The organism is Luteimonas sp. A277 (assembly GCF_054052045.1).
This window is the reverse complement of the sequence record NZ_JBSVRG010000006.1, coordinates 1-11,960: the sequence shown is the minus strand read 5'-3', so window position 1 is coordinate 11,960 and position 11,960 is coordinate 1. Positions and strand designations below refer to the sequence as shown.

General features: G+C 69.4%; 9 protein-coding genes and 1 tRNA gene. 6 read left to right on the top strand and 4 right to left on the bottom strand.

Features of this window, described 5'->3' with window-relative positions; all coding sequences use genetic code 11:
- The first annotated feature begins 320 nt into the window (after positions 1-320).
- Genes ACW7G2_RS07120 through ACW7G2_RS07110 form a run of 3 tightly spaced genes read left to right on the top strand, consistent with a single transcriptional unit; the run spans position 321 to position 3,503 of the window.
- The gene (locus ACW7G2_RS07120; RefSeq protein ID WP_456974182.1) at positions 321-1,178 is read left to right on the top strand and encodes a phosphate/phosphite/phosphonate ABC transporter substrate-binding protein; all 858 of its coding nucleotides are present in this window, start codon (positions 321-323) and stop codon (positions 1,176-1,178) included.
- Positions 1,168-2,292, top strand: coding sequence for an acyl-CoA dehydrogenase family protein (locus ACW7G2_RS07115; protein WP_456974180.1), 1,125 nt, complete (start codon positions 1,168-1,170; stop codon positions 2,290-2,292). The genes ACW7G2_RS07120 and ACW7G2_RS07115 overlap by 11 nt, the downstream gene beginning before the upstream one ends.
- Entirely contained in the window at positions 2,289-3,503 is a 1,215-nt protein-coding gene (locus tag ACW7G2_RS07110) for a hypothetical protein (protein WP_456974178.1), read from the top strand. The genes ACW7G2_RS07115 and ACW7G2_RS07110 overlap by 4 nt, the downstream gene beginning before the upstream one ends.
- A gap of 127 nt (positions 3,504-3,630) precedes the next feature.
- On the opposite strand, the gene selD is transcribed toward ACW7G2_RS07110, so the two are convergent.
- From selD to selA, 4 genes are all read right to left on the bottom strand, one after another.
- Positions 3,631-4,689 carry a selenide, water dikinase SelD gene (selD, locus tag ACW7G2_RS07105; protein WP_456974176.1) on the bottom strand — a complete coding sequence of 353 codons (1,059 nt, stop codon included), beginning with the start codon at positions 4,687-4,689 and terminating at the stop codon, positions 3,631-3,633.
- 95 nt (positions 4,690-4,784) lie between these two features.
- Positions 4,785-4,880 (bottom strand) — tRNA-Sec (locus ACW7G2_RS07100).
- Between the two features lie 41 nt (positions 4,881-4,921).
- A complete protein-coding gene (gene selB / locus ACW7G2_RS07095) occupies positions 4,922-6,853 on the bottom strand; it encodes a selenocysteine-specific translation elongation factor (RefSeq protein ID WP_456974174.1) in 1,932 nt (643 codons plus the stop codon).
- Positions 6,850-8,280 carry an L-seryl-tRNA(Sec) selenium transferase gene (selA, locus tag ACW7G2_RS07090; RefSeq protein ID WP_456974172.1) on the bottom strand — a complete coding sequence of 477 codons (1,431 nt, stop codon included), beginning with the start codon at positions 8,278-8,280 and terminating at the stop codon, positions 6,850-6,852. The genes selB and selA overlap by 4 nt, the downstream gene beginning before the upstream one ends.
- Positions 8,281-8,441: 161 nt before the next feature.
- Between selA and ACW7G2_RS07085 the strand changes: the two genes are divergently transcribed.
- The 3 genes from ACW7G2_RS07085 (at position 8,442) to sstT (ending at position 11,842) form a co-directional block, all read left to right on the top strand.
- The gene (locus ACW7G2_RS07085) at positions 8,442-9,218 is read left to right on the top strand and encodes a class I SAM-dependent methyltransferase (protein ID WP_456974170.1); all 777 of its coding nucleotides are present in this window, start codon (positions 8,442-8,444) and stop codon (positions 9,216-9,218) included.
- A 70-nt stretch (positions 9,219-9,288) separates the two neighbouring features.
- Positions 9,289-10,602 carry a branched-chain amino acid transport system II carrier protein gene (gene brnQ, locus ACW7G2_RS07080; RefSeq protein ID WP_456974168.1) on the top strand — a complete coding sequence of 438 codons (1,314 nt, stop codon included), beginning with the start codon at positions 9,289-9,291 and terminating at the stop codon, positions 10,600-10,602.
- A gap of 31 nt (positions 10,603-10,633) precedes the next feature.
- Positions 10,634-11,842 (top strand): serine/threonine transporter SstT, encoded by a 1,209-nt coding sequence (sstT, locus tag ACW7G2_RS07075; protein ID WP_456974166.1) that lies wholly within the window; start codon positions 10,634-10,636, stop codon positions 11,840-11,842.
- The last annotated feature ends 118 nt before the right edge of the window (positions 11,843-11,960 follow it).

Here is an 11,960-nt window from a genome sequence, read left to right as displayed (position 1 = left end):
CCGCCGGGCCATCTGGGGCCACCGGAATGCCGCGTTCCATAAATGGCGGCGGGCCGCGGCCTGACTGTCACCCGACCCGCTTATCTGTCGGCTAGACTGAGGGTCTGCCGACGTGACAGGTGCTGTCCGTTTCCCGGCCGCGCGAGTGCCCGATGCACCGTGCCGCCGGCCTCCCCGCCAGCCATTGCCTCGCATGGCGCCGGGAAACCCGGCCGCCCGCGCCTTCTTCGCGTGGCGTGATCCGTCCCCTGGTCTTTCCGCGTGCCGTCGCCGGCGGTTGCTGCTGCGTGCGCGCCTCACAACGTCATTGGCAGGAGCTTATGTCCGAAATCATCCGCATGGGGGCCGTGTCCTACGCCCCGAAGGTCGTCACCATCTGGGAAGGCTTCAAGGTTCACCTGAAGGAGCGCGGCTTCAACTTCGACTACGTGCTGTACTCAAACTACGAGTCGCTGGTGGAAGCGCTGATGCGCGGCGACCTGCAGTTCGCCTGGAACTCGCCGCTGGCCTTCGTGCGCGCCCAGCGCATGGCCCGCGCCCGCGGCCAGGATGTGCAGGCGATCGTGATGCGCGATACCGACATGGACCTGCAGTCGGTGCTGGTAGTGCCCACCGGCAGCAAGGTCCAGAGCGTCGAGGACCTGCGCGGGGCAAAGGTGGGCTTTGGCGCGATCGACTCGCCGCAGGCCACCCTGATCCCGCTCGATCACATGCGCCAGCACGGCCTGGTGCAGGGCACGGATTACACCGCGCAGCTGTTCGACGTGCTCGGCGGCAAGCACGGCGACCACATCGGCGGCGAGCGAGACGCGGCCGAAGCGATGATCAAGGGCGAAATCGACGCTGCCTGGATGATCGCCGGCAACTACCAGGCCTTCGCCCAGGAGGGCACCCTGGCTGCGGGCACCACCCGCATCGTCGCCACCACCGGCGCCTTCGACCACTGCAACATGACCACCGCGCCCGACCTGGATCCCGCGCTGGCCAAGCGATTCGCCGACCTGCTGCTGGCGATGTCGTGGGACGACCCGGAAGTGCGGCCCCTGCTCGAGCTGGAAGGCCTGAAGGTCTGGCACCCCGGCCGTACCAGCGGCTACGCACTGCTTGAGCGCGCGGTGGATGATGAAAAGTTCTACGACGCCGAAGGCCGCATCACGGAGCAGAACTATGACTACTGAGTCCTGGCGGGATGTGCTGGAGCCGATCGTCACCGACGTGATCCTGCCGCGTGCGGCTGAGATCGATCGTGAGGCGCGCTTCCCGCGCGAAGCAATCACCGCGTTGGGCCAGTCCGGCCTGCTGGGCCTGATCAGCGCGAAGGACGTCGGCGGCATGGGCCTGGGCCTGGACGAGGCCACCCAGGTAGTCGAACGCATTGCCCGCGACTGCCCGGCCACCGCCATGGTGGTGACCATGCACTACGCCGGCACCACCCTGGTTGAAAAGCACGGCGCCGAAGACGTTCGCCGCGAGATCGCAGCCGGCCACCACCTGACCACCCTGGCCTGGTCCGAGTCCGGTTCGCGCAGCCACTTCTGGGCCCCGGTCAGCACCGCCACGGCAGATGGCGACCACGTACTGCTCAACGCCAGCAAGAGCATGGTGACCTCGGCCGGCGAGGCCGATTCCTATGTCTGGTCATCAAAGCCGGTTGACGGCGATGCCGCCAGCACCATCTGGCTGGTTGAGACCAAGCTTGACGGCCTGCAGTCGCCCAATCCCTTCGATGGCCTGGGCCTGCGCGCCAACGCGTCGGCGCCGGTGAAGGCGGCGGACGTGCGCGTGCCGATCTCCAACCGCCTGGGCGAGGACGGCCAGGGCCAGGAGCTGATGTTCAGCGACGAGCTGCCGACCTTCGTCAACCTGATCGCCTCGGTGTCCATCGGCCTCATGGAAGGCGCGCTGCAGCGGGCGGTGGCGCATGTGACCCAGACCGGCTTTGCTGCCGGCGGCAAGCTGGCCGACCTGCCTACCCTGCGTGCGCAGCTGGCCCAGGCGCGCAACGGCATCGACCAGGCGCGCGGCGTGCGCGCGCTGGCGCTGGCGTCCATTGCCAACGGCGACGAAGACATGTTCATGCGCGTACTGCAGTCCAAGGCCGTGGCTGCCGAGGCGGCCCTGTCGGTGACCGACACCGCCATGCGCGTATGCGGGGGGGCTGCCTTCCGCAAGGACGTCGGCATCGAGCGTCTGTTCCGCGACTCGCGCGCGGCGGCGGTCATGGCGCCGACCACCGACGTGATCAACGATCTGGTAGCCAGGATGATGTGCGGCATGCCGCTGATGGAATGAATACTTCAATCGATACCGACAACGTGGTGGACCTGGGTGCGCTCGGCTTCGACAGCGGCGCGCACCTGCTGGTCAAGCACGCGCTGAACACCGTGGCGGTGGGCGAAAGCGTCACCGTGCACGGCACCGCCCCCGGCTGGCAGGCGCAGCTTGCCGCCTGGTGTCGCGCCCAGGGGCATGTGATGGAAGCCGGGCCCGGGCCGGACGATGCGGTGCGCGTGCGCCGTGGTTCCGCCCAGGCCGGACGCTGGCGCGATGCCCTGCCCACCGGCCACAGCGACCCGATTGCAGACGGCGCCATCGCCGCCAGCGCCGATCCCCGCTGGGGCCTGGCCGCACGCGGCGCGTTGGTGGAGGCGGGCGCCCCGGAGATCCACTTCCGCCTGTCCGAGCGCGACGAGCTGTGGAACGAGTCCGCCGGCAATCTGTATCGGCAAGCGGTCGCGGCGCAGTGGAGCCCGGAAGAGATCGATTGGGACAACGCCCCGGTGCTGCCCGACGAGATCGAGGACGCCGTGGTGCAGGTGATGACCTTCATGGTCGAGAACGAGAACGCCGCGCTGGTGATCCCGGCGCGGTTTCTTGGCCAGCTGCACCCGCACTACCGCGAGCTGCAGGCCGCGCTGGCGATCCAGATCGCCGACGAGGCCCGCCACATCGACGTGTTCACCCGGCGCATCCGCCGCCATGGCCGCGAGCCTGCTCTGTCCACTGCGGGCGGGCAGGAATCGCTCAAGAGTCTGCTGGACGAACCCGATTATTCGGTCGCCAGTTTCCTGCTTTCAGTGCTGGGCGAAGGCACCTTCGTTTCACTGCTGAAATTCATCCAGGCCGAGGCGCCGGATCCGCTCACCCGCCAGATCGCCCGTTACGCCGCGATCGACGAGGCCCGTCACGTGGCCCTGGGCATGTCGCACCTGCTGTACCGGCTGCAGCGCGAGCCCGACTTCCGCAACCGCCTGGCGCGTGCGGTGGAAGACCGCCACGAGGCGCTGCGCCATACCGGCGGGCTGAACGAGGAAGTGTTCGATTCGCTGGTGGTGATGGCGGCCGGCGCGATCACCCCGGAGGCCATCGCGCTCGGCTCGCGCAAGGTACAGGTGCTGATCAAGGACATGGCCGACAGCCGCTACGCCAAGCTGGTGCGGCTGGGCTTTGAGCCGGATCGGGCGCGTCATCTGTCCAGTCTGCACACCCGCAACTTCATGTAGCCGGCGTCGGTGCAACCGTGATTCATGGCGGCCGGCCCGAAGTGCGGCGCTCCTACAAGGGACGAGCGGAATCGCGAGGCGTCGGGGGCGTAGCCCGGACCTGCATGCGGGCGAGGGTTGCGCCTGGTTACATCACTTCGACGCGCGGGTCGCCGGCGCGGATCTCGCCGATGATGGCGGCCTCGGCGAAGCCTTCGTTCTGGAAGATCTCCAGCACCTCGCCCAGCGCCTGCGGTGCGCAGGACACCAGCAGGCCGCCGGAGGTCTGCGGATCGGTGAGCAGGTCGCGGGCGGTCTGGTCGATGCCGGCGCCGAGTTCCACGCCCTCGCCATAGGCCGCCCAGTTGCGGCCGGAAGCGCCGGTAACCACGCCGTCGGCCGCCAGCTGCTGCACACCGGGAAGCCACGGCAGGTCGTCGTAGCGCAGGCGCACGGTGAGGCCGGCGCCGCGGGCCAGCTCCAGCGCGTGACCGAGCAGGCCGAAGCCGGTCACGTCGGTCATCGCGTGCACGCCGGGCAGCGCGGCCAGGGCCACGCCGGGACGGTTGAGGCGGGTGGTGGCGTCGATCATGGCCTGGTAGCCGGCGTCGCCCAGCACGCCGCGCTTGAACGCGGCCGACATCACGCCCACGCCCAGCGGCTTGCCCAGCACCAGCAGATCGCCCGGGCGGGCATCGGAGTTGCGGCGGATGCGGTCGGGGTGGGCAATGCCCATCGCGGCCAGGCCGTAGATCGGCTCAACCGAATCGATGCTGTGGCCGCCGGCCACGGGAATCCCGGCCTCGGCGCAGACGTCTTCGCCGCCGCGCAGGATGGCGGCAATGTCTTCGTGCGGCAGCACGTTGATCGGCATGCCGACGATGGCCAGCGCCATGATCGGGCTGCCGCCCATGGCGTACACATCAGACAGCGCATTGGTGGCGGCGATGCGGCCGAAATCGTAGGGGTCATCCACGATCGGCATGAAGAAATCGGTGGTCGCGATCAGCGCCTGTTCGTCGTTGAGGCGGTACACGGCGGCGTCATCGGCGGTGTCGTTGCCGATCATCAGCTGCGGCCATACCGGCGCGGGCGCGGCGCGCTTGAGCAGGTCGGCCAGCACGCCCGGCGCAATCTTGCAGCCGCAGCCGCCGCCATGCGACAGCGAGGTGAGACGGGGAATGGCGGTATCGGGGGAATCAGTCATGTCGGGGGAGCAATACAGGTGTGCCCCCAGTATCGCCCGCCCTGTAGGAGCGCGCCACGCGCGCGAAGCCGCGTGAATCATGGGGCCGGCATGGATGGCGGAAGGCAACAGGAGTCGAACCTGCCTGGGAGCGGCTGACGCCCCCAACCGGGTTTGAAGCCCGGCCGCGCCACCGGGCGCGCTTGCCTTCCATCTAGCGGCTGAAGTTATCACAGGCCCGGCGCGGGCCATCTCAGCGGGGTGCGCGCAGGTCCTGCAGCCAGGCGCTGTCGGGGCGCAGGAAGTGGGTGTCGCGGACGCGGCGGGTCAGACCGGTGCGGTCGAAGAATTCCAGGATCTGGATCGCGCGCTTGCGACCCAGGCCGGTGGCGTCGCGGTAGCGGGCAGCCTCCACGCCTTCGTCGCCGGCGCCAAGCTCGACCACCAGTTCGGCCAGTTCCCGCGTGCGCTCGCGGTGATAGAACAGGTCGCGCACCACCTGGAACGCATCGCCACGCAGTGCGAGCGTGCGCAGCAGGCGGCGGATGCGTTCTTCCGGCTCGGCTTCGATCCGCGCCAGGTCGCGCACCCATGGCGGGTTGTATCCCCCCGCGTGCAGATGCTCGAGCAAGCGCCCTGCCAATGCGGCCTCGTCTTCGTCCAGGGTGACGCTGTGGCCCGGCAGGTGCAGCCAGGGACCGTTGCGGCGCAGGCGACCGGCTTCGGCCAGTTCGTCCAGCAGCGCGTGCCACAGAGCCGCCGGGGCGGTGGGCAGGGCGATGCGGCGCAGGCGCGTGGCTTCCGGGCCGGGCTCGTCCGGCGTGTCGCGGTGGTAATCCGCCAGGGCCTGTTCGATGAGCGCGTGCAGGGCCTGGCGGTTGGCATCGGTGATGGCGATGGGTGCGCCGGTGCGCGGGGTCAGCCAGCGGACACCTTCCGACAGCTGCAGTCGTTCCGGCGGCAGTCCGGTGATCCGCGCCAGCGCGGTCTCATCCACGCCATAGGGGGCATGGGCGAGCAGCGGCTCCAGTCCATCGCCGTCGAGCATGGCGGTGATGCCGTCCAGCCAGGCCATGCGCTCCGGCGAGCGGCGCCGCCGCTTGGGTCCCTGCGGGTCCAGCACCCGGCCGCCACCAATGGTGCGGCTGGCCTGGGCGTCGCGGACGATGAACCGATCGCCCGGCGCAGCGCACAGCGGTTCGTCAAACACCAGCTGCACCCGACCGCGGGTGCCGGGGGCAATGCTGCTATCCGATAGCGGCACCGCGTGCGCCAGGCGCCTCGCGGTGCCCAGGTGCACGTGCAGCGGCGCCCAGTTGCCCACCGCGGTGTCGGCACCTTCCAGCAGCTCCAGCTCCACGTCGATATTGCGGCTGGCCACGAAGGCGCGGGCATCGGCGATCCAGTCGCCGCGGCTGATGGCGTCCTTGGCAATGCCGCCCAGGTTGAGCGCGCAGCGCTGGCCGGCCCGGCCGTCGGCGCTGGGCTGGTTCTGGGCGTGCACGGTGCGCACGCGCACCGGCTTGCCGGCTGGAGCCAGCACCAGACGCGCGCTGTCGTCACCGGCCACCACCCTGCCGCCGACCACGGTGCCGGTGACCACGGTGCCATGGCCGGCCAGGGTGAACACGCGGTCGATGGCGAGGCGGAACAGTCCGCCGTCATCCCGTGCGTTCCAGCCGGCGGCGGCTTCATGCAGGTGGGCGCGCAGCGCGGCCACGCCCGGGTCTCCTGGGTTGGTGGCGCTGACCGCGAACACCGGTGCGCCTTCAAGGGCGCCGCCCTGCAGCAGGGCTTCAATGTCGGCGCGCACCTGGTCCAGGCGCTCGGCATCCACGCGATCGGCCTTGCTCAGCGCCACCGCGCCGCGCTCCACGCCCAGCAGGCCGAGGATGGCCAGGTGCTCGCGGGTCTGCGGCATCAACCCGTCGTCGGCGGCCACCACCAGCAGGCCGAAATCGATGCCGCTGGCCCCCGCGGCCATGGTGTGGATCAGCTTCTCGTGGCCGGGTACGTCAACAAAGCCGAGCACCTCGCCGGTGGGCATCGGCGCGTACGCGTAGCCCAGCTCGATCGAGATGCCGCGCGCCTGTTCTTCCTTCAGCCGGTCGGTCTGCACGCCGGTGAGCGCACCTACCAGCGTGGTCTTGCCGTGATCGATGTGCCCGGCGGTGCCGACGATCATGCGCGCAGTCCTTCAAGCTGCTGCAGGAAGGCGGCTTCGTCGCGTTCCTCCAGGCAGCGCAGGTCCAGCCACAGCGCATCGTCGTTGACACGGCCGATGACGGGGCGCGGCAGGTCGCGCAGGGTCTTCGCCAGGCGGCTGAGCGCGCGACCGCTGCTGCCCTTGCCCTGGTGGCGCAGCGCCAGGCCGAAGCTCGGCAGGGCTTCGACCGGCATGGCGCCGCTGCCGATCTGGCTGTCCATGGGTTCGGCGCGGATGGCCCAGCCTTCGCCCAGCGCGTGCTGAAGTGCCGGCCGCAGGCGCCCGGCCTGCTCGCGCAGGGCGGCCGGGCGGCGCAGCATCAGGCGCAGCGTGGTCAGCCGTTCGGGCAGCAGCTCCGGCGAGCGGTACAGGGCCAGCACCGGCTCCAGCGCGGCCAGGGTCAGCTTGCCGACGCGCAGCGCGCGCTTGAGCTGGTTGCGGCGGATTTTGTTGATCAGGTCGGCGCGGCCCACGATCAGCCCCGCCTGCGGCCCGCCCAGCAGCTTGTCGCCGCTGAAGGTGACCACGTCGGCGCCGGATTCAAGGGTCGCGCGCACCGTGGGCTCGGCGGGCAGGCCCCACTGCGCCGGGTCGATCAGCGAGCCGCTGCCCAGGTCCACGCCCAGCGGCAGCCCATGTTCGCGCGCGATTGCGGCCAGCTCTGGGGTGCCGACGCTGGCGGTGAAGCCTTTGATCGCATAGTTGCTGCAGTGCACCTTCATCAGCATGGCGGTGCGTTCGCCGATGTTGCCGCTGTAATCGGCCGGGTGGGTGCGGTTGGTGGTGCCCACTTCCACCAGCTTCGAACCGGCGCGCTTCATGATGTCGGGGATGCGGAAGGCGCCGCCGATCTCCACCAGCTCGCCGCGCGAGACGATCACCTCGCGCCGGTTGGCCAGCGAGTTCAGCATCAGCAGCACCGCGGCGGCGTTGTTGTTGACCACGGTGGCGGCCTCGGCGCCGGTGAGTTCGCACAGCAGGCCTTCCACCAGGTCGTCGCGGTCGCCGCGGGCGCCGCGCCCCAGGTCGAATTCCAGCGCCATCGGCGCGGTCATCGCCTCCACTACCGACTGCACCGATTCGTCGGGCAGCACCGCGCGGCCGAGGTTGGTGTGCAGCACGGTGCCGGTCAGGTTCCACACCGTGCGCAGGCGCGGGCGGGACTGTTCTTCCAATGCCTGCTGCGCCGCGACGGCGATGGTTTCAGGCGCCAGGGCGGCGGGATGCAGGCTGCCGGCCAGGGCGGCCTGGCGCAGTTCGCCCAGCTGGTCGCGCAGGGTGGCTGCCACCCGGGTATGGCCGTGCGCCGCCAGCAGCGGGTCCAGCGCAGGATCACGCAGCAGCCGATCCAGCGAAGGGATGGCGTTGGCGGCCACGGGGGCGTCTGGGGCCGGTGTGCGCGGCACGGCTTCTCCGGGGGAAGTGGGGTCTTCGCAGCGTACTGCACGGCAGCGAAACAGGTTAGGCCAAAGCCTGGCGTTGCAGCCAGCAATGCAACAAAGGCCGTCCAAAATTGCCGAATGGTAGAATGGATGGCCTATTCATCCGTATGGTCAGGTGCAGCAAGTTGCATTTCCGCGAACTGTCTTTCGAAGAGCAGCTCGAAGAGCTCAACGTCCATCTCGATGTGCCGTACGTGCCATCGGAAGAGCGGGTGGTGAAGGCCATCCTCGAACTGGGCGGGGTGGATGCCGATGACGTGCTGTACGACCTGGGCTCGGGGGATGGCCGCATCGTGGTCGCCGCCGCACACCTTCGCGGTGCCCGCGCAGTAGGCGTCGAGATCGACCAGGCGCGGGTGCGCGAGGCCGAGGAATACGCGGCCCAGATGGGCGTCGAGCACATGGTCAGCTTCATTGAGTACGACCTGTTCCACGCCGATTTCAGCCCGGCCACCGTGGTCACCATGTACTTGCTGCACAGCGTGAACGTGGACCTGCGCCCCCGCCTGCTGGACGAGCTGCGGCCCGGCACCCGGGTGGTATCGCATGCCTTCGACATGGGCGACTGGAAGCCCGACCGCCGCGTGTCCTCGGGCGGGGTGAGCCTGTTCCTGTGGATCATCCCGGCCAAGGTGGCCGGCACCTGGGACTGGCTGGCCGGTGAGCGCCACTTCCGGGTCAACCTGCGCCAGACCTACCAGCGGGTCACGGGCGAGGCCTGGGTGGATGGACGCCCGGCCACGCTGGAAAAGGCGGTGCTGTGGGGCGACTGGCTGGAGCTGGTGATCCGCCCGGCGGGCCAGGAAGAAGCCGAAACCCTGTTCATGCGCTGCGGCCGCAACCGCTGGACCGGTCATGGTGGAGAGCATCAGGGCGTGATTGCCGCCCGCCTGGATGCATGACCCCCGACCCGGGCACGTAGGCTCTGCGTGGGCCTAGAATGACCCGCTTGTGGATCGGGGACCCAGCTGCATGCAGACCTTGAAGAAACAGGACGTCGTCGCCCTTGGCTTCATGACCTTCGCGCTGTTCCTGGGCGCGGGCAACATCATTTTCCCGCCCATGGTGGGGCTCGAATCAGGCCCGCACCTGTGGTGGGCGGTGCTCGGCTTCCTGCTGACCGGCGTGGGCCTGCCGCTGCTGACCATCGTGGCCCTGGCCCGCGTGGGCGGCGGCATGATCGCGCTGACGTCGCCGATCGGGAAGGTGGCCGGCACCATCCTCGGTGTTGCGGTGTACCTGGCCATCGGCCCGCTGTTTGCCACGCCGCGCACCGCCACGGTTTCGTTCGAGATAGGCATCGCGCCGTTCATCGGTGATGGCTCGGCCACGCTGTTCGGCTATTCGGTGGTGTATTTCGGGCTGGCGATCCTGATCGCGCTGTTCCCGGGCCGGCTGATCGACAACGTGGGCAAGGTGCTGACCCCGGCGCTGCTGGCAGCGCTGGCAGTCCTTGGCGCAGCGGCCTTCTTCAACCCGGCCGGCGGCGCTGGCGTGCTGACCGCGGCGTATGAATCCGCGCCGCTCTCGCAGGGCTTCGTCCAGGGCTACCTGACCATGGACGCGCTGGGCGCGCTGGTGTTCGGCGTTGTGATCGTCTCCGCTATCCGTGACCGCGGGGTGGACAACGATTCGCTGGTGACCCGCTACGCGATCATCGCCGCGCTGATCGCGGCCGTGTGCCTGAGCCTGGTGTACATCGCGCTGGCCTACCTCGGGTCGGGCAGTGGCAGCGTAGCGCCCGCGGCCGAAACCGGCGTGCCGCTGCTGACCGGCTTTGCCCGCCACGCCTTCGGTGCGCCGGGCGGCGTGTTGCTGGCTGCGGTGATCATCCTGGCCTGCATGACCACCGCCGTGGGCCTGATCAGCGCCTGCGGCGTGTATTTCAGCCGCCTGCTGCCGGTGTCGTACCGCACGGTAGTGATCGTGGTGGGCCTGCTCTCGATGGTCCTGGCCAACCAGGGGCTGGCGCAGATCATCGCGGTCTCGGTGCCGGTGCTGGTGGGCATCTATCCGATCGCGATCACCCTGGTGGCTCTCAGCCTGGCCATGCCGCTGTGGCGTTCGCCGCCGCGGGTGTTCGTGCCGGCGATGGCGGTGGCCACGGTGTTCGGTGTGATTGATGCCCTGATCGCCGCCGGCTTTGACGGCTGGGTTCCGGAGTGGCTGTATCTGCTGCCGGGCTCGTCGATCGGGTTGGGCTGGTCGGTGCCGGTCGTTGTGATGGTCGTACTGGCCGTCGTGGCAGACCGTGCGCGGGCGGCGCCCGCTCCGCAGCCCGGCTGAGCCGGCGCCAATTCAACCCCGGGGATCACCCATGTCCGCACTGCCCGCTTTCCTGCGTCGCCCGAGCCTGGTCACCCAGATTGTCATTGCCCTGATCCTCGGCACCCTGGTCGGGGTGGTCTGGCCGAGCGTTGGCGCCGCCACCGAGCTGCTGGGCACCGCTTTCGTCAGCGCGCTCAAGGCCGTGGCGCCGGTGTTGGTGCTGGTGCTGGTGGCCGCCGCGATTGCCGGCCACAGCGGCGGAGGGGGCACCCACATGCGCCCGATTCTGGCGCTGTACCTCATTGGTACCGTGGGCGCGGCGCTCATCGGCGTGAGCGCCTCGTTCCTGTTTCCCACCAGCCTGGTGCTGAAAGTGGATCCCAACATGGCCATGTCGCCGCCGGGCGGGATCGGTGAAGTGCTGCGCAGCGTCGCGCTGCAGATCTTTGAAAACCCGGCCAAGGCCATGGCCGAGGCCAACTACATCGGCCTGCTGGCCTGGGGCATCGCCCTGGGGCTCGCCCTGCGCAAAGCTGGTGAAGGTATCCGCACCGGCCTGGCGGACCTGGCCGAGGCGGTGGCCACGGTGGTGCGCTGGGTGATCCGGCTGGCGCCGCTGGGCGTGTTCGGCATCGTGGCTTCCACGTTGGCCGATTCGGGCCTGGGCGTGCTGGTCGACTACGCGCACCTGCTGGCGGTGCTGCTGGGCGCGATGCTGACCGTGGCATTGGTGCTCAATCCGCTGATCGTGTTCGCAGTGACCCGGCGCAATCCGTATCCGCTGGTGCTCACGTGCCTGCGTGAGAGCGGGATCACCGCATTCTTCATCCGCTCTTCGGCGGCCAACATCCCGGTGAACCTGGCCTTGGCCAAGCGCCTGGGGTTGCATGAGGCGACCGCATCGGTGGCCATCCCGCTGGGCGCGGCGATCAACATGGCCGGCGCGGCGGTGACCATTTCCGTGCTGACCCTGGCCGCGGTGCATACGCTGGGGATTCCTGTGGACCTGCCCACTGCGCTGCTGCTGAGCGTGGTGGCGGCGATCGGCGCCTGCGGAGCTTCCGGCGTACCGGGCGGCTCGCTGCTGCTGATCCCGCTGGCCTGCGGGCTGTTCGGCATTGATGCCGACATCGCCATGCAGGTGGTGGCGATCGGCTTCGTGGTCGGCGTGGTGCAGGACTCGGCCGAGACGGCGCTGAACTCCTCCACCGACGTGGTGTTCACCGCCGCGGTGTGCCAGGCGCGCGAATCGTCCTGAACCGGTGTTCCGCGTCGGCCGACCTGCGAAAAGCGCCCGATCCCCTTAGGTCGGGGCTACGCCCCCGACACCCCGTAATTCGTCCGGCACGGCGCCGTTGATTCCCCCTGTAGGAGCG

Excerpts from the sequence above, each read along its gene's own strand:
- ACW7G2_RS07120 (WP_456974182.1), top strand. The coding sequence starts at position 321 with ATGTCCGAAATCATCCGCATGGGGGCCGTGTCCTACGCCCCGAAGGTC.
- ACW7G2_RS07115 (WP_456974180.1), top strand. The coding sequence starts at position 1,168 with ATGACTACTGAGTCCTGGCGGGATGTGCTGGAGCCGATCGTCACCGAC.
- ACW7G2_RS07110 (WP_456974178.1), top strand. The coding sequence starts at position 2,289 with ATGAATACTTCAATCGATACCGACAACGTGGTGGACCTGGGTGCGCTC.
- selD (WP_456974176.1), bottom strand. The coding sequence starts at position 4,689 with ATGACTGATTCCCCCGATACCGCCATTCCCCGTCTCACCTCGCTGTCG.
- selB (WP_456974174.1), bottom strand. The coding sequence starts at position 6,853 with ATGATCGTCGGCACCGCCGGGCACATCGATCACGGCAAGACCACGCTG.
- brnQ (WP_456974168.1), top strand. The coding sequence starts at position 9,289 with ATGCAGACCTTGAAGAAACAGGACGTCGTCGCCCTTGGCTTCATGACC.
- sstT (WP_456974166.1), top strand. The coding sequence starts at position 10,634 with ATGTCCGCACTGCCCGCTTTCCTGCGTCGCCCGAGCCTGGTCACCCAG.